Annotated in this window: 14 protein-coding genes; 9 read left to right on the top strand and 5 right to left on the bottom strand. The window is 40.8% G+C overall.

Annotated features, from left to right (window positions below):
- Positions 1-18 precede the first annotated feature (18 nt).
- Complete coding sequence (gene cysI / locus J7I96_RS11440) at positions 19-1,737, top strand: assimilatory sulfite reductase (NADPH) hemoprotein subunit (protein ID WP_214768092.1); 1,719 nt, start codon at positions 19-21, stop codon at positions 1,735-1,737.
- A gap of 112 nt (positions 1,738-1,849) precedes the next feature.
- Here cysI and J7I96_RS11445 read toward each other — a convergent pair whose 3' ends face one another.
- From J7I96_RS11445 to J7I96_RS11460, 4 genes are all read right to left on the bottom strand, one after another.
- On the bottom strand, positions 1,850-2,401 hold the full coding sequence (locus J7I96_RS11445; RefSeq protein WP_214768394.1) for a RidA family protein: 552 nt from the start codon (positions 2,399-2,401) through the stop codon (positions 1,850-1,852).
- A 199-nt stretch (positions 2,402-2,600) separates the two neighbouring features.
- Positions 2,601-3,686, bottom strand: coding sequence for a Ger(x)C family spore germination protein (locus tag J7I96_RS11450; RefSeq protein ID WP_214768093.1), 1,086 nt, complete (start codon positions 3,684-3,686; stop codon positions 2,601-2,603).
- The gene (locus J7I96_RS11455) at positions 3,683-4,774 is read right to left on the bottom strand and encodes a GerAB/ArcD/ProY family transporter (RefSeq protein WP_214768094.1); all 1,092 of its coding nucleotides are present in this window, start codon (positions 4,772-4,774) and stop codon (positions 3,683-3,685) included. Before J7I96_RS11455 ends, J7I96_RS11450 begins: the two co-directional genes overlap by 4 nt.
- 18 nt (positions 4,775-4,792) lie before the next feature.
- Entirely contained in the window at positions 4,793-6,319 is a 1,527-nt protein-coding gene (locus J7I96_RS11460; protein ID WP_214768095.1) for a spore germination protein, read from the bottom strand.
- Between the two features lie 209 nt (positions 6,320-6,528).
- Between J7I96_RS11460 and J7I96_RS11465 the strand changes: the two genes are divergently transcribed.
- Genes J7I96_RS11465 through J7I96_RS11475 form a run of 3 tightly spaced genes read left to right on the top strand, consistent with a single transcriptional unit; the run spans position 6,529 to position 10,158 of the window.
- Positions 6,529-7,983 (top strand): spore germination protein, encoded by a 1,455-nt coding sequence (locus J7I96_RS11465; RefSeq protein WP_214768096.1) that lies wholly within the window; start codon positions 6,529-6,531, stop codon positions 7,981-7,983.
- Positions 7,955-9,049, top strand: coding sequence for a GerAB/ArcD/ProY family transporter (locus J7I96_RS11470; protein WP_214768097.1), 1,095 nt, complete (start codon positions 7,955-7,957; stop codon positions 9,047-9,049). Before J7I96_RS11465 ends, J7I96_RS11470 begins: the two co-directional genes overlap by 29 nt.
- Positions 9,046-10,158 carry a Ger(x)C family spore germination protein gene (locus J7I96_RS11475; protein ID WP_214768098.1) on the top strand — a complete coding sequence of 371 codons (1,113 nt, stop codon included), beginning with the start codon at positions 9,046-9,048 and terminating at the stop codon, positions 10,156-10,158. The genes J7I96_RS11470 and J7I96_RS11475 overlap by 4 nt, the downstream gene beginning before the upstream one ends.
- Positions 10,159-10,449: 291 nt before the next feature.
- Here the strand turns inward: J7I96_RS11475 and J7I96_RS11480 are convergent, their stop codons facing one another.
- Positions 10,450-11,898, bottom strand: a complete 1,449-nt coding sequence (locus tag J7I96_RS11480) for a flavin monoamine oxidase family protein (protein ID WP_214768395.1) — start codon at positions 11,896-11,898, stop codon at positions 10,450-10,452.
- Positions 11,899-12,247: 349 nt separating this feature from the next.
- On the opposite strand from J7I96_RS11480, the gene J7I96_RS11485 reads away from it, so the two are divergent.
- The 5 genes from J7I96_RS11485 to J7I96_RS11505 all read left to right on the top strand — a co-directional run bounded on the left by J7I96_RS11485 (position 12,248) and on the right by J7I96_RS11505 (position 17,476).
- Entirely contained in the window at positions 12,248-13,609 is a 1,362-nt protein-coding gene (locus J7I96_RS11485) for a cytochrome ubiquinol oxidase subunit I (RefSeq protein WP_054396021.1), read from the top strand.
- 15 nt (positions 13,610-13,624) lie between these two features.
- The gene (locus J7I96_RS11490) at positions 13,625-14,671 is read left to right on the top strand and encodes a cytochrome d ubiquinol oxidase subunit II (protein WP_214768099.1); all 1,047 of its coding nucleotides are present in this window, start codon (positions 13,625-13,627) and stop codon (positions 14,669-14,671) included.
- A gap of 28 nt (positions 14,672-14,699) precedes the next feature.
- Positions 14,700-15,455 (top strand): hypothetical protein, encoded by a 756-nt coding sequence (locus tag J7I96_RS11495; RefSeq protein WP_214768100.1) that lies wholly within the window; start codon positions 14,700-14,702, stop codon positions 15,453-15,455.
- Between the two features lie 152 nt (positions 15,456-15,607).
- Complete coding sequence (locus J7I96_RS11500) at positions 15,608-16,273, top strand: TetR/AcrR family transcriptional regulator (protein ID WP_057277749.1); 666 nt, start codon at positions 15,608-15,610, stop codon at positions 16,271-16,273.
- Positions 16,274-16,333: 60 nt separating this feature from the next.
- Positions 16,334-17,476 carry an acyl-CoA dehydrogenase gene (locus J7I96_RS11505; protein ID WP_214768101.1) on the top strand — a complete coding sequence of 381 codons (1,143 nt, stop codon included), beginning with the start codon at positions 16,334-16,336 and terminating at the stop codon, positions 17,474-17,476.
- Positions 17,477-17,497 lie beyond the last annotated feature (21 nt).

Genomic DNA, 17,497 nt, shown 5'->3' on the forward strand with positions numbered 1-17,497 from the left:
AGAAAAGGAGATAACAACATGGTGAACCCACTATTGAAAGCACCAGCAGGCCCGCCAAGTGATGTTGAGCAAATTAAAGAAAGAAGCGATTATTTGCGAGGTACACTTGGAAAAGTGATGCAGGATCGGATTAGCGCCGGTATTCCGGATGATGACAATCGACTGATGAAACACCACGGCAGCTATTTGCAGGATGATCGGGATCTACGTAATGAGCGTCAAAAACAGAAACTGGAGCCTGCCTATCAATTTATGTTGCGTGTCCGCATGGCCGGCGGGGTTGCACAGCCTTCTCAATGGCTTGTTATGGATGACCTTGCCCAGAAATACGGTAACGGAACCTTGAAATTGACAACAAGGCAGACGTTTCAAATGCATGGTATTTTAAAATGGAATATGAAAAAAACCATTCAGGAAATCCATGCTTCCATGCTGGATACAATCGCTGCATGCGGAGATGTAAACCGAAACGTAATGTGCAATTCTATTCCATTTCAATCCGAAATCCATTCCGAAGTATATGAATGGTCGAAAAAATTGAGTGATTATCTATTGCCGCGTACAAGGGCGTACCATGAAATCTGGTTGGATGAAGAAAAAGTGGTTAGTTCTCCTGAAGTCGAGGAAGTCGAACCAATGTACGGAAAGCTTTATTTGCCAAGAAAGTTTAAAATAGGCATTGCGGTCCCGCCATCCAATGACATTGATGTCTACTCCCAAGATCTTGGCTTCATAGCAATTGTTGAAAATGGAAAACTTGTCGGCTTTAATGTGGCGATTGGCGGCGGTATGGGAATGACCCACGGTGACAAGGCGACATATCCTCAACTAGCCAAGGTAATCGGCTTTTGCCAGCCAGACAAAATACTGGATGTGGCTGAAAAAATCATTACGATTCAGCGTGATTACGGAAACCGGTCCGTACGGAAAAATGCCCGGTTCAAGTATACGGTAGACAGGCTTGGGCTTGAACCGGTAAAAGCTGAACTGGAAAATCGTCTAGGATGGAAGCTGGAGGAAGCGAGAACTTACCATTTTGATAATAATGGCGACCGCTATGGATGGGTAAAAGGCATGCAGGGTAAATGGCATTTTACACTATTTGTCGAGGGTGGCCGAATTGCCGATATCAATGATTACAAGCTGATGACCGGTTTGCGCGAAATCGCAAAGATCCATACGGGTGATTTCCGATTGACTGCCAATCAAAACCTGATCATTGCAGATGTGTCAAGCCAGAAAAAGAAAAAAATCATAGAATTGCTTGAAACATACGGTTTGACGGATGGTGCACATCATTCGGCGCTCAGACGCAGCTCGATTGCATGTGTGGCGCTTCCGACATGCGGGTTGGCAATGGCTGAAGCTGAGCGTTATTTGCCGGTTCTGATTGATAAAATCGAGGCCATCGTTGATGAAAACGGCTTGAGGAATGAAGAAATCACGATACGTATGACTGGTTGCCCGAACGGCTGTGCCCGGCATGCGCTCGGTGAAATTGGCTTTATCGGTAAGGCACCTGGTAAATATAATATGTATCTCGGAGCTGCATTCGACGGAAGCCGATTAAGTAAAATGTACCGTGAAAACATCGGTGAAGAAGAAATATTAAAAGAGCTGCGTGTACTTCTTTCCCGATATGCAAAAGAACGTCAGCAAGGCGAGCATTTCGGCGACTTCGTCATCAATGCAGGGATTGTTAAAGAAGTAACGGATGGAACGAATTTTCATGATTGATTAAAACAAATGAGAGACAGGAATATAACTTCCTGTCTCTTTTGGTATTCAAAGGCTTTCCAGAGTGGCTGGAACATCGATATGTTGAATCATGACCATACTCATCTATCGTCTATTTATTTGCCTTGCTGTTACTTTTATAGGCTACTTCTGCTTCAATCTCAATGAGATAATCCGGTGAAACCAGACTTTGCACCCCTACAGTGGAACGGGCTGTTTTCACTGGATTTTCCTTTGTATTAAAGAAAAGAGCGTAAGCATCGAACCAACCTTGATAGTCTGGTGTATTTCCCTTCTTTGGATCTGGCGCGACATACACACGCAGATAGATTACATCAGCGAGGGAAAGTCCTTTTGTTTTCAAATCTGCTTTTAATTTCTCTAAGATTCCGATTGCCTGCTTTTCTGTATTGCCATATCTCTCATAAGTGGTTTTTCCATCCTTGTTTAAAAGAGGTGCAACTGTTCCGCTAAACAATAACCGGTTATAACTTTGAGGCGCAGCAACTGAACTGGAAATCACAGAAGTAGGGGACCCAAAAAAGGTCACTTTATCCGATTTCAATTCATCTTTTTCGTTACCTGCGGAAGCAAATGAGTATCCTGTGATTAAACATATACTTAATACTGAGGCAGCGATGATTGATTTCATAGGTATTTTCATAAAGTCAGCTCCTGTTATTAATGTAACGACGATAGGTAGATAATCAGATTCGTTTATCCGGCTAACCACAATTCTTGCTGTTTCAAAAGCATCTGCCAGCCATGCATTTTGAATAAATGGGCTTTTCACCAGCAATTTAATATGAAAGTAGTTTTTTTCCGATCAGGTGAAGATTTCTAAATGGGCTATCGACAATTCATCATTCAGAGACCCCGGTTTGGATGATGTTAACTTTGGTTTCTACGTTAATGTCCATCTTCGGATAAATCATTTTCCATCGTTCATAGGTCAGTTGTTTATTTTTGCCGTGGTATTTTTCCTTTAAGCCAATCGGGTCAAGGGATTTTTTCTGAAAATCTTTAATAAGACGGTTTGCTTGCTTGGTTAAATCATCTTCCATTGCCTGTTCGATTTTTTTTATCATCTTTCTATTTGTAAGATTTTCACTTCGCATAGATTCCTTGATTTGTCCTTTAATTTTGAGTTTAATCGTGATGGAGGGACTACTATCTGATTTGGATACCTCATAACTTGAACCGCTTCGGATGCTTTCTACAACGATATCGCTTTTTTTCTTGTCTTTTAATTTGAATTTGTATATTCCCCGCCTATGATTTTGAACTAATGTCTTAAAAATGAACATATCACCCGTTCGAACTTTCGTGACCATTTTATTTTCATGAAAAAGGGCGACTCCAGAAACCGCAACTTCATTATTAATTAATTTAATTAAAGGAAGATACGAATCGCCGCCAGCTTCTAGAGCGTTTCCTAAAAAAAGATGGAGGTTAGTATCCGGTCCGTTACCTGTTTCATTCTGTTGATTAATCAAATCCGATAAAAAGATACCAATATTCACATTCGTATTTGGTGGTTTCGTATTTATTACATCCTTGGTCTTTCCCTCAACGACAACCAAAATGACCCTGTTTCCAAGTTGAGGCTCACGGTAGAGATAATCGGTCAGTTCTGTCATTCCGATTTTACGAACCATTTTCTCGCTAAATAAAACTATACGTGTCTGTCCTAGCAATACCGGCTTATCCGCTTTTTTGGAAACGACAGCCTGGACATCACTCGTTGTCGACGATGTTCCAGTTAAGATTTGATATTTACCCATCTTATCCTGTTGGAAGATAGGGATGACGAACATTCCTTCGACAGTATCATTCTTTAGAATATCGTAGCCAATGGCTTGGGACATATTGACTTCGTCAACCACTCTTGGCTGGGCACAGCTGCAAAGGAGGGGAAAAGCCAATATAACAAGAATCAATTTTCTCATAAACGTTTCCTCATTTTCTTTATATAAATGACGACCAAAAGAAGAGGCAAGTATAAAGCAATAAAGAGTGCGCCGTATGGATTGACGATTTTACGCAATATATATAGTGAATCAACATCAAAAACAAATATATTGGTAAGCAGGATTATAATGGACATTCCCCATAATGGATACTTTTGCTGAACATTGAATAGTCGCTTGAAACCCCGGCTTGCAGCCCACAAGGAAATGGTCATGTTGGGGATGATAACGATGGCCCACCAAGAAACGTCTATATATTCAAATCGTTGAATAAAGGGCAATTCGACAATACTGGTTAATGACAGTGTCGGCCATATAGTCAGTTCCAACTGTTTTTGTGAATAAAAAACAATGGAAACCAAATAAACGAATACGGTTATTAAGGTTGTTGTTAAGGCCCCTCCATGAGCATATTTTTGTGAAGTTTTAGCATCTTTGATGAACGGATAAAACATCACGATCATTTCAAACCCAAGCATTGTTAATGAAGTACTTCTAGTTCCTTTCAATATATCCAATAGAGTGTGGTGGAAAACAGGGAGCAAATTGGTGAATTCAGAGTATTTCATGGCATAGAATAGGACAAATAAAAGCCAATATGTCAAAATGGAGCTTAAAAAGGTAATACCCGTAATCGTTCGGAACCCTCCCGTATTTATATAATAAACCAGGATCAGAAATACTAGAGCAAACGCCCAAGATGGTACCTCTTCAAACATCCATACATGTATGACATAGATATAGCTAATCATGACTGTCATCCCTAGGATCAAAAAGTAAAGAATGAATAATAGACTGAAGAAATTCCCGATCCACTTCCCGAATGCAAGATTATTTGCAGAAATGATATCACCAGGGACGAAACTGAAGATTTTATATATGACCCAAATCATTATATGAACGATCAGGCCGGCTAGTAATATCGAAATCCAGCCATCCGTTCCCGTTGTTTTCGCTAAAACCCTTTGAAAACTTAAAACGCCTATTCCCGTTTGCATGGAATGCACTAAAAAAAACACATAGAACGGTGACACTTTATACTTTTCATTTACTCCAGCTTGGTTCATATAGGACCCTCATTTAGATCATTCATTAAAATCATTTTTTTTGATTCTTGCTTTTTTGGGCTGCGGCTGTCTAGAAGTATCATCAGGACGTAAATTAACAGGTCGTGACTTGAACAGATTAAAGGGAAGCCGGACAAAGCTATCTTTCCAATCTTGCATGCGAAATGGGTATATCGGTTCAAGGTATGGGTGTCCCATCGACGTTAATTTGATAAGGTGGGTCATCAAAAACACGCCCGCTATGGTAATGCCGAGCAGCCCCCAAATCTGGGCTCCCACTAAAAAGGGGAACCGCAGCAGCCGTATGGCATTACCCATTTTATAAATGGGAGTAACAAATGATGCCAATGCCGATAGGGCAACGATGATCAATAAGATATTACTTGTCAAACCAGCAACAACGGCCGCTTGACCGATAACGATACCGCCGACGATACCTAATGTCTGACCTACCTTCGTTGGCAGCCTGGCAGCCGCTTCCCGTAATAACTCTATGGAGATCTCCAAGAATAATGCTTCAATCAAAGGCTGAAAAGGTATTAAGTTCCTTGAGGTAACAATTGTTTCCAAAAGATCTTTAGGTATCAGCTCATAATGATAGGTCAGCACGGCTACATAAATGGGAGTAGCAAATATCGAAAAAGCGACCGCAAATATCCTTAATAAACGGAAAGCAGAAGCCGGAATCCAAGGCATATTATAATCTTCCATGGTGATGAAGTATTCCAGCAAAATGGTTGGTGTAATAAGTGCAGAGGACGACCTATCGATTAACAAGGCTACCTTGCCTTCAGCCAATGCACTTGCGATGCGATCAGGCCTTTCCGTATTTAGAAAAAGGGGAAATAAGGTATTTGAATTATCATAAAGCATTTGAGCGAGATATGACCCGTCCAATATTTCATCAAATTCTACGTCATTGATCCTTTGTATAACATTGTCAACATTTTCCTGATCAACGATCCCTTCTATCGATAAAATTGCCACTTTAGTTTTAGACAAGGACCCCACAGTCATTTCACTTACTTGCAACCCAGGGATAGGCAGCCTTTTTCTGACTAAATTAAGATTGATATCAATATCCTCGACAAAAGCTTCTTGTGCACTTATGATTCCAAATTCAAGTTCAGGTTTATTAACTTGCCTTCCTTGTTGGGCCGCAACATTGATTAATAGGCATTCATCAAGATTTCCATCTAAACGAAGTGCAATTTCGCCTCTCATGATCCTATCTTCGATTACAACCTTGGTACTGGTGATTAGTGTATTTGCTATAGGAACGTTCTCTTTAATTTGCTCCAAATTTATCGTTTCCAGAGTAGGTATGACAGAAAGAACACTTTCATGAAGTTCCTGTGCATCAATTAAAGAGCGATAAAAAGATACCCAATAGCCTACACCATTATATGTTCCTTGATGGTTTATGAAATCATTGGATGAAGAAAGGGTATTGAATAGATCCCTTACTTCTGAAACCTTATTTAATTCATCATTTTTTTCGTTGGGTTGATTGGGTTTTTTTTTGAATGTTCTGCGGTTAAACAATGCTGTCACCTCTAAACTAAAGCTAGTTATCCTAGCATTTGCAATTTAATTACAAATTAACCATTTTGGATGCTAATGAAGCTCGCATCAGAAAGGAAATTCATTAAATAAATTGGTGTTAAAAGCTGCCTTCATTTCCTGTCGCATAAAAAAATTGTAAATAGAGGAAACTGAGAATATAAAAACCCATTTAACCAAAGGAGTTCACCATGAAAAGTAAACCCTTGCATATTAAATTGGATCAAAAGCAGGAAGAATTGAAATCTGAATTGGATATGCAGGATGATGTAGTATTTAAACGGATATTCATTCCCGGTTACGAAGTTTCGGGATTATTCGTATTTGTCAATGGAACGATGGATTATCCTGCATTCAATGAGATTGTCCTTGATCTATCGGCTGCCCAGGTTGAAACCAGGCATCGGGTTTCTATCGAACAGCTGGTCATTTCCAAAATATGTTCAGTCAGGGAACAGGATGTTGAAACATATGAAACAGCCAAAGAGCATATTTTTGACGGAAAAACGCTTTTATTTATAGATGGGATGGTAAAAGGGTATGTCTTGAACCTGGTAAAGGAAAAAAACCGAACGTTTAGTGAACCTTCTACAGAGAGGGTTGTCCGGGGACCGAAAATGGGCTTTATCGAAAGTCTTCAGGAAAATATCGGCTTGATAAGGCAATATTCAAACCATCCCAGCCTTATCGTCCAACAACAGAAATTCGGGACGATGGAAAAACGGGAAGTTGCATTGATCTATTATGAAGGAAAAGCGAGCGATTCTTTGCTAAAAGAAGTGAATAAACGGATTAATGAAGTGAAAGCTACTGATCTCCAAGACTCGGGGATGCTCGAGGAATTAATTGAAGATACAGCGTTAACCCCTTTCCCACAGATCCAAAATACGGAGCGTCCAGATAAAGTATTGGCTGCATTGCAGGAGGGAAGGGTGGTCATCATGGTTGACGGATCGCCATTTGCTTTGATGGCACCAACGACGATCACGATGCTGCTGCAGTCACCGGATGACTATTATGAAAGATGGGTTGCAGGAACTTTTTTGCGTATACTTCGCTACTTTTCTTTATTTGTTACAGTTTTTCTTTCTGGGATTTATATATCCTTGGTTTCATTCAATCCTGGTTTGCTGCCATCGGAATTAGCGATGACCATCGCTGGTACGAGGGAGAACGTGCCATTTCCGCCGTTTGTTGAAGCTATCATCATGGAAGTAACGATTGAGCTGCTTCGCGAAGCAGGCATTCGGCTCCCATCGCCCATTGGTCAAACGGTTGGATTGGTGGGCGGAGTCATAATTGGCCAAGCAGCCGTTCAAGCGAATATTGTAAGTTCCCTTATGGTCATTATCGTTTCGATCACGACGATTACCTCTTTTACGGTCCCACAATATAGCTTTGGATTGGCATTCAGGGCTTTAAGGTTCGGGGCGATGATTTTTGCAGCCGTTTTAGGTTTATACGGAACCACCCTATTCTTTATAATCGTTATCAGCCATTTATCAAAATTGACCAGCTTTCAAGAATCTTATTTTCAACCAATGGATTTTTTCGGTAAAAAAACTTGGAAGGATGCTTTCATACGGTTACCGAAACGGAAAAAGGGGGGGAATTCTCTTGGGTCAATCCGAAGGCAAAATCCTTAGTGGCGAATTGGCAGCGATCATTTCATGCAGCATGCTAGGAATTGGCATGCTGACGCTTCCAAGGACGATAACGGAAAAAATCCATTCGACAGATGGATGGATCGTCTTGATTTTAACTGGGATCGCTATAGCCCTTTTGTTATGCTTATTGGTTGTTCTGTTAAAAAAACATAAGGTGGCTGACTATTACACATACATGGAGGAGGCCTATGGAAAATGGCTCTCCAAACTTATTGGGTTGGTCGTGGTGGTGTACTTTATAGGCGTGGCCAGCTTTGAAGTTCTTGCGATGAGTGAAATGGTCCGCTTTTATTTGTTGGAGGAAACCCCGGTTGAGATCGTGATTCTTACCATGATTTTAGCGAGTGTCCATCTCTTGACAGGCAAAATAAAAGCTATAGCAAAGGCATGTGTCTTCTTTCTTCCTTTGACAATCGTCATCGTCTTGCTCATTTATTTGTTCAGTCTTAGGGTAGTCGAGATAAGAAACCTACAGCCTGTTCTCGCGAAAGGAATTCTCCCTGTCATTAAGGGAATGGGTTCCGGAACTTTGTCTTTTTTTGGAATTGAACTTTTCATCTTTTTGTTTGGCGTCGTTAAAAATCAAAACAAGATAAGAAATGGCGTTTTAATCGGTTTTTTCATCCCGCTGATTTTATATGTGATTACATATGTATTGGTAGTGGCTACACTGACTGTCCCGGAAGTCAAAGCAGTTACTTGGCCAACCATTTCCTTTATTCAGTCCTTTGAAGTAACAGGGATATTTTTAGAGCGTATGGAGCTATTTCTCTTGATCACCTGGATTCTTCAGTTTTTTTTAACACATGCGATTTACTATTTCTTCGCAGCAGAAGGGATGACTAAAATATTTAGCAATTCATATACAACGAACCTCATAGTTTTGGTTCCTGTCGTTTTTTTTCTGGCCAAAATCCCTAAAGATATAATTGACATTTTTAAAATGAGCGATTTACTTGGATATCTATTTCCGGTTATATTGATTGGCTTGCCAATTATTACATTCATAATCGTTCAAGTGAAAAGGAGCAGAAAAAGCGGATGAAAATATTATGGTTGATCTTGCTTATTCCTTTGCTTACAGGCTGTTGGGACAGTGAAAATATAGAAGAATTATCCCTTGTGGTGGGAGTGGGGATCGATAAAGGCAAAAAGGATGACGAAATCATGTTAACACAGCAAATTCTGGTGCCTCCAGGAAATAGTGTTCAGGAGAATCAGGCTCAACTGAAATATAAAAATGTTACCGTCAGTGCAAAAACGCTGCATGAAGCAATTAGGGATTCTTTACTCATAACCAATACGGTATTAACCAATCATCAGCGTATCATCCTCATTAATGAAGATGTATTAAGGAAATTCCCGATGGAAGCGATCATTAATCAGTCAATTCGCGATAATAATACAAGGAGAAGCTGTCATGTTTATTTAACGAAGAGACCGACGAAAGAAATTTTGGGACTATCTGACGATGGGGAAATTCCTTCGAATGTAATCTATGATTTGAAAGATAATGAGAACAGAACGAATAAGATTCTTCCGCCTTTAACACTGGGCAAAGCATCCTCAAATTTGCAGTCAGATGGGAGTTTTGCCATTCAGGCCGTTGATATCAAAGGTAAGAAATTAATTTTGGAGGGTGCAGGGGTGATCAACAATTCAAAGTTGGTCGCGGTCATGAATGATGAGGATATTGCTGCATTAAATTGGTTGAACGGAGAGGTAAAGGGCGGAGTAATCGAAGCGGCCCAAAACGGTGAGCCTTTAAGTGTTGAAGTGATCAATAGGACAAGGAGGAAAATCACGACTGAATTGAACGGTGATCATTTGACGATCAATATAAAGGTCGGGTACACAGGAAGACTTTCGGAAGACTGGTATGGTAAGGAGAATTCTTTTGAAAAAGCCTATTTAAAAGAGATTGATCGTATTGCCGAGGATGAAGTGAAAAAGGATGTCAAGAAAATCGCATACAAATTACAGCATGAATATAAAACAGGAGTAGCGGGATTGTATCGTTATGTGGAAAATCAGCATCCAAAGTTTTGGGAGAAAAATAAGCAGAAATGGGACGAAGTTTTCAGTGAAGCAGATATTAATTATGAAGTGGACATAAGGATTGTAGACTTTGGTTCAAAAGGAGGGATAAAGTGAATAATCATAAGAAGAACCTTCCGATTGGAGGGTATCAGAATGTATACAAAATTGATGAAGATCGAGTTTGTCTACATTTTTTTGCTTGAACAAATTTGGACGTTGATTGGAACGTAGGGCACTCGCTTTTCCCAGCGTACAGTCCGCCCTCGGCGCATTGCGCATGTGGGGGTCTACCTTGGACTCGCTATTCCCGCAGGAGTCTCGCACACCTGCTCCAATCAACCATGTTTAATAATTTGAAAAAAGCTCCTTTTGCCTTTGAGTTACATAACCAAGGAAATGGTCCATTCAAGGCCCACTGAATGTCCTAGGCAGGTTCGTCACTTCATGTGCAACCCTGATGCCGGATTGAATGGCTCCTTCAATCCAGGCAGGTACGGTTGATGTATGCTCGCCAGCGAAGTGGACCCTTCCTTCAGGGGTTGGGATGTATGGAAACAAGTCAGTCTCCTGACCAGGTTTAAACATGGAGAAAGCGCCGTAGGCATACTGATTCAGTGTCCAGCTATAGGAAGCTCCTGATAAAAAATGATCATATACTTGTTTCCCATGAATCACTGCCAAATTTTTCAATGCATGTTGAATACGATCATTCTCTGGGAGAATATCCCATAAGGTGGCGTCGTCTTCCCATGTATAACTTGCTAAGATGAGACCGGATTCACTCTGGTTGCTCGTTTGGCTGGGATAATAAGAAAATCTAATGGGTAAATCGGTCGTCAATTTACCGCCGAAGATACCTTCCTTTTCCCAAAACCTATGAGTGAACTGAAGTCCAATTTTAGTGGAAGCAGCATAATGTAGTTCCCTTATTGCCTTCCATTTATTATGGGAAAAGGAATTCCGGGGTTCAATATCTATAAATTGCAGCAATTGAAGAGGAATCGTCACGATGGCAAGGTCACCGGTAACCGTTAAGGGGTTTTGGCTTTGAGTATGTTTGGAATGGATGGTGACTTGATTATCATGTTGGATGATTTTTGTCACTTCATATCTGAAGTTAAGATTATCCTTCAATTCCGGCAGAAAAGCATATGGAAGCCGGTCGTTTCCACCATCGATTGCAAAAAAATTCACGTCTGGATTAAAGAGCGGCATAAGCTCCCGAAGTATGGCCGGAAAAGAAAGTTCCGGGAATCCTTCTAAACCCATTAGGACTTTGATGCTTTCAATCGCCCCTGTAGATAGACTGATCCCAACTGGATTATACTGTAAAAAAAAGCTCATGGAGTATTTATCAAACTCTTTAATGACTATTTCCCAATTTCTACGTGGGTTTTGAATGATGAAGTCAGTCACAGGCTTAATGGCCATGTTGAGTAATTCTTCAGCGGTTTTACCTCTTTCTTGGGGAGCTACAGGGTACCTCAGTATATCCGGGTTCCGTTGATATATGGTAGAGGTCGTCTTGATTCCATTGGCATAAATGGGGTCATTAGGAGTCGCATTCACAAATGTATTGACTTGTAAACCATACTTCTTGATGTATTCAGCAACTAAATAATGATAATTCGGAATGCGCATGGCACCGGCTTCAAGGTAGGAACCCTCAGAAAACGGCTCCCGTATCGTCAAAACACGCCCTCCGACTCTCCCGGTTGCTTCCAATATCGTAACATCGTGCCCCGCTTGTTTTAAAAGGGATGCTGCAACCAAACCAGACATGCCGGCACCAAGGATAATGATTTTTTTGGGGATTGGGGAAGGCCCCAGGCCATTTCTGATCACAGCAAGCATTTGATCTGGAGATAGCGGATCTTTGGTAAAGGACAAAGTGTTTTTCTCCTCTCTTGTTACACTTTCTATAAGGGATTTACGCTATCATATTCCTCTAGGGTCACCTTTTATGAAGAATCTTCTATAATTTCTCATCTAAGTGCTTTGTGAAATCTTAAAATCCAATGAATTTATATATATCAAAAATAACCTCGATAGAATATTTGATGATAAATGAACCAAAAACATCGTTAAGTAAAATGCTGACTTTCTGTAAAACCTATGAAAACTTAGTTTGTGGAATATTATTAAATATTTTCCTTTATAGAGGAGATACTACCAAGAGACAAAGGGTAGAAAGGAAGACAGTATGGATCATATACAAATGGCCCGCGCAATGTTCGGGACGAATATGGCTGTACATATCATATTTGCAACAATCGGTGTCGGGTTGCCGATGATGATGTTGGCAGCGGAATTGATGTATCAAAGGACAAAGGATTTACAGTATGTCGTCATGGCTAAACGCTGGACCAAAACCTTAGGGGTTTTACTTGGGGTCGGGATTCCGACTGGTACGATTGCGGGTGTGCAGCTTTCACTATTATGGCCTGGATTCATGGAAGTGATTGGACGCGTCATGGCGCTTCCATTCCAGATCGAGATTTATGCATTCATGGTTGAAGCACTGTTCATGTCAATCTATGTGTATGCTGCTGAAAAAATCAAGCCATGGGCCCGAATCGTGAGTTTATTCTTTGTTGCATTCGGAGCATTGGCTTCGGCTGTTTTGATTTCGAATGTCCATGCTTTTGAAGGGACACCTGCTGGGTTCCGGTTTGAAAATGGGGAAATCGTCGATGTCGACCCTTGGGCGGCATTTTTCAACCCAAGTTTTTTGGTGACGGCAGGCCATACGGCGCTGACTGCATATACTACAGGCGCTTTTGTCGTAGCGTCAGTTGCAGCCTATAAGATGCTGAAAAATAAATATGGCACTGCTGAATTTAATTTTCACCAAAAAGCACTGAGGCTCAGTATTGTCTTGGGCTTGGTTTTTTCGTTTTTGACGGCATTGAACGGTCATGCGACAACACAGCATTTATATAGGGAACAGCCGGAAAAACTGGCGGCGGCAGAAGGGTTGTTTGAAACACAGGACCATGCCGGACTTACCTTGTTCGGTTATACCGATAGGGAAGCCCAGGAAGTGAAGTATGGGATTGAATTTCCATGGTTATTAAGCTTTCTTTCTGGTAATAGTTTCGATACGGTTGTGACCGGTTTGAACGATTTTCCGGAAGAGTATTGGCCGCCGCTTTATGTCCATATCTTATTCAACGCCATGGTCATGATTGGTTCAGGCTTAATCGCGTTGGCACTGTTTGCATTGGTATGGAATAAATGGCTGAAAAAGGAGACATATCCGAAATGGATTCTTTGGCTGTTTGTTGCATCAGGGCCGCTTTCGGTGATTTCCATAGAATGCGGTTGGATTTTTGCCTGTACCGGCAGACAGCCATGGACGATATACAGGATGCTGACAACGGAGGATTCTGTTACTTCGTACGAAAACCTTGGATTCTTATTCACGATGTTCATTATTGTATATATCATTTTATGCGTTTCTGTCGTGTTTACACTTTTGTATTATTTCAAACGTCATTCCGTAATGGATGATATATATAAGGCCGAACAGAAAGATGTAAGACTTTTCGATTCGAATTCATAAAAGGGGGGAAGGCGCATGAGTGATGCTCTTCTTGCAATAACACTGGTCTGGGGCTTTATTTTTCTTTATGCCATCATGGCCTCTATGGATTTCGGGGCGGGCTTTTGGGCAATGACTTACATTAAAAAGGAAGAGACGAATGCTACCAAGATAGCGAATAGCTATTTATCACCAACTTGGGAAGTGACGAATACATTTGTGGTTGGTCTTGTCATTGCGATTTACAGTTTATTTCCAGGTGCGGTATTCCCGATTGGGGTAGCATTGATCGTTCCCGCGAGCCTGATATTGGTTCTTCTATGTATTAGGAGTGCTTTCTTGGTTTTCTCGCATAGCGTTGACAAATATGAAAAAGCGTTAACGTATATATCAGGATTGACAGGATTGATCATACCGGGGCTATTAATCAGCGTATTGCCAATCACTCATCTTGGGTTTGTCGAGGGCGTGAGAGGAAATGAAGAATTGAATTTATCTAAACTTTTCACGAGTCCGAATGAGTATGCATTTGTCGGGTTCGGAATAATGAGCACGCTTTTTTTATCATCTTTGCTCCTGTCCGATTACTCAAAACAGGCCGACGAAATGAAAGCATATAAAATATATCGCAGGGATGCGATGATAACGGGACCGCTTATGTTGGTCATGGCTCTGTTGGTCATGCTCACGTTAAGAAACGAAGCGAATTGGATTTACCAAGGAATGATGAAAAACTCTGCATTGTTATTCGTCTCGCTCATTTTTTTCATCATTAGCGGGATAGCATTGTACCTACCCTATTTTTCTAAGCAGGAGGTTAAAGGGATGCCACGCCTCGCTGTCATTGCGATTATTATACAGTATTTAATCGGCAGTTATGTTTATGGTATCGCCCATTTACCTTATATCATCTATCCAAATGTCACGATTATTTCAGGATTTACCGATCCAACCTCATTCCGGGCCGTCTTTGCCACGTATATCGTGGGCTTTGCGATATTAGTCCCAGGGTTCTATTATTTCTGGTCCATTTTCATGAAAGATCAGCGTCGAAAGTTCAAACGGCGACAAATGTCAAATTAGTTCATCTTTGAAAAGAGAGGTTATCACTATGAAAAAGTTAGATCTGCTAAAATATGCGGTTTTAGTCATCTCACTATTTTTGAGCTATCAAGCGGTTGAAGCGCATGATAAAAATTTTCAGGTGGATGGCACATATATATCAACAAAAAGAGATGTAACAGGTGACCAGAAAATAGACATTATCCAGGTTCAGGGACTGCCTTATGAGGAAGGCAGCAAGTTTCTGAAGAAAATTGAGTTAAGTGTGGAAAGCAATCGCCGTACAATCGACGTCGCGCTTAATGCTGGGTATAATCCAGATCTAAAGGTGGCCGACTTGAATGATGATGGGGTCCAGGATGTATTGGTTACGGTTTTGATGGAAGGTAGAGAGCGGTTGATATCCAGTTACGCCTATACATTCAAGGATGGAAAAGTGAAGGAGCTGGAAGTACCGCCATCCGTTCCTGTAATGGCACAATTTCTTGACGGATACAAAGCGGAAATCATTATAGAAGGTCAAAAACCTGTGGTTATGGATGTCAGTTCCAGAAAACAAGCTTATGATAAATTGGGCATTTATCAAAATGGAAAACTAAATGAACCGACAGAGCTTTTGGTTGATCCTTACTCTTCACTGGATTTCAAGACCGTTTTTGGAAAAGGAAAAGCGCTTATCGGAATACAAAATGTAAAAGGGTCCGATGAGCGTGATCCGATAATGGAAATCAAATCAGTATGGAAATATAATAATGGATGGCAGCTTGTAAAAGCCCAAGTTAAACCGGTCAAGGCTAGTAAATGACATGGTATCGACTGCTTCTTAAATAAACTGGATTGACAGCTCTTGGTTTTGAGGGCTGTTTTTTTTGTTGATAATTAAAAATTGACAATTTTTAATTATTTGGTAAAATCTAAATAAATCCAGTTTATACATAATCAAGCTTTTTATTCTGGATGGAATGTAAGCGGATACAAAGGGGGTGCAGTCTTACGGAGTTAAAAGAAAAAATAATTGAAACATCGTTGACGCTCTTCGATCAGCATGGTTTTCATGGTGTCTCCGTCAACGAAATCGTTAAGGCATGCGGAACTAGCAAAGGTGGTTTTTATCACCATTTCTCTTCCAAAGATGAACTCTTATTTGTCATCCATGATTACTTTATTTCATATGTTTTAATAAAAGCACAGGAAGCCATTTCAGAAAGTACCCATCCAACAGAAAAAATGCAAAAGATCATTCAATCATTTGTTAAAGTTTTTGACCTCTATAAACCACACATCTCAGTTTTCTATCAAGAAAGCATTTACTTAAAACCACCTTATGTTGAAGCAATCAAAAAAAAGCGTCAAACGTATAAAGAAATCATTTTTTCCGTTATCAAAGAAGGTATTGACAAGGGAGTGTTCCGAAGCGAATTGCCAGTGGAAATTACCGGAATGTCAATTCTAGGCATGGTGAACTGGTCCTATAAATGGTACAAAAGGGACGGCGGAAAAACGATCGATGAAATCGGTGATATTTACGTGGATTTAATTCTGAATGCCCTATTGATAGATAAACAAAAAGAAGCGGAAATCACCCAGCCATTTTTACTGAAGAACCAAGTTGTTGTGGATTGAACAATCAACTTGATTTGTACAGACCAACTAGTCGGTCTCAATAGAAAGGGGAATGAACATATGGATTTTTCACTTACAAAAGAACAGCAGATGATTAAGGAAATGGTAAGGGAATTTTCTGAAAAGGAAATTAAACCGATTGCGATAGAGTTGGACGCTAAGTCCATGTTCGCGGAGGATGTATTCAAAAAAATGGGAAAACTCGGGTTGCTTGGAATTCCGTTTCCTGAAGAATATGGCGGTTCGGGCGGGGATACGATTTCGTATGCCATTGCCGTTGAAGAGATTGGCAAGGCGTGCGGGGGAACCGGCTTAAGTTATGCCGCAGCCGTTTCGCTCGGGGCAAGTCCGATTTACTATTTTGGAACCGAAGAACAGAAGCAAAAATATCTGGTTCCAATCACGACCGGTGAAACCCTGGCAGCTTTCGGGTTGACAGAGCCTAATGCGGGTTCCGATGCTGGCGGTACGAGAACGACTGCCGTGTTGGATGGTGATGAATATGTGATTAATGGGGAAAAAACATGGATAACAAATGCCAGCTATTCAAGAACGGTTACCGTCACTGCTGTATCGGGAAAAGATTCAAAGGGCAAAAACATCATCTCGGCATTCATCGTGCCAACCGATACCCAAGGGCTGACGATCAATAGCAATTATGAAAAAATGGGAGTCAGGGCCTCCAATACTTGTGAAATCATTCTGGATAATGTTCGGGTGCCAAAGGAAAATTTATTGGGAGATCCGGACAAAGGGTTCAAACAATTCCTATTCACGCTTGATGGAGGACGGATTTCCATTGCAGCTTTGGCCGTCGGAATCGCTCAGGCTGCCTTTGACAGGGCTTTAGCTTTTTCAAAAGAGCGCATCCAATTCGGTAAAACCATATCAAATTTCCAGGCCATTCAATTCAAGCTTGCAGACATGGCGATGGAGATCGAATTGGCGAGGAATATGGTATATAAGGCTGCATGGTTAAAAGACAATAAAAAACCTTTTGCAAAGGAAGCGGCATACGCCAAGCTCTTTGCTAGTGAGACCTCGTTCCGCGCCAGCAATCAAGCGATTCAAATACACGGCGGCTCTGGTTACATGCGTGAATATGAAGTGGAACGCTATTTAAGAGATGCTAAGTTATTGGAAATTGGTGAAGGCACATCCGAAATTCAAAGACTCGTTATCGCCAGGCAATTAGGCTGTTAATCTTTACGGAACGTAAAATGA

The sequence above is a fragment of the Bacillus sp. ISL-78 genome, from assembly GCF_018613455.1.
Taxonomy (GTDB): Bacteria; Bacillota; Bacilli; order Bacillales; family DSM-1321; genus Peribacillus; species Peribacillus frigoritolerans.

What these genes read in the sequence shown, in the direction of transcription:
- J7I96_RS11505 (WP_214768101.1), top strand. Translation starts at nt 16,334, where the DNA reads ATGGATTTTTCACTTACAAAAGAACAGCAGATGATTAAGGAAATGGTA.
- J7I96_RS11495 (WP_214768100.1), top strand. Translation starts at nt 14,700, where the DNA reads ATGAAAAAGTTAGATCTGCTAAAATATGCGGTTTTAGTCATCTCACTA.
- J7I96_RS11490 (WP_214768099.1), top strand. Translation starts at nt 13,625, where the DNA reads ATGAGTGATGCTCTTCTTGCAATAACACTGGTCTGGGGCTTTATTTTT.
- J7I96_RS11455 (WP_214768094.1), bottom strand. Translation starts at nt 4,774, where the DNA reads ATGAACCAAGCTGGAGTAAATGAAAAGTATAAAGTGTCACCGTTCTAT.
- J7I96_RS11465 (WP_214768096.1), top strand. Translation starts at nt 6,529, where the DNA reads ATGAAAAGTAAACCCTTGCATATTAAATTGGATCAAAAGCAGGAAGAA.
- J7I96_RS11500 (WP_057277749.1), top strand. Translation starts at nt 15,608, where the DNA reads ATGGAATGTAAGCGGATACAAAGGGGGTGCAGTCTTACGGAGTTAAAA.
- J7I96_RS11450 (WP_214768093.1), bottom strand. Translation starts at nt 3,686, where the DNA reads ATGAGAAAATTGATTCTTGTTATATTGGCTTTTCCCCTCCTTTGCAGC.
- J7I96_RS11485 (WP_054396021.1), top strand. Translation starts at nt 12,248, where the DNA reads ATGGATCATATACAAATGGCCCGCGCAATGTTCGGGACGAATATGGCT.
- J7I96_RS11475 (WP_214768098.1), top strand. Translation starts at nt 9,046, where the DNA reads ATGAAAATATTATGGTTGATCTTGCTTATTCCTTTGCTTACAGGCTGT.
- J7I96_RS11445 (WP_214768394.1), bottom strand. Translation starts at nt 2,401, where the DNA reads ATGAAAATACCTATGAAATCAATCATCGCTGCCTCAGTATTAAGTATA.
- J7I96_RS11480 (WP_214768395.1), bottom strand. Translation starts at nt 11,898, where the DNA reads ATGCTTGCTGTGATCAGAAATGGCCTGGGGCCTTCCCCAATCCCCAAA.
- cysI (WP_214768092.1), top strand. Translation starts at nt 19, where the DNA reads ATGGTGAACCCACTATTGAAAGCACCAGCAGGCCCGCCAAGTGATGTT.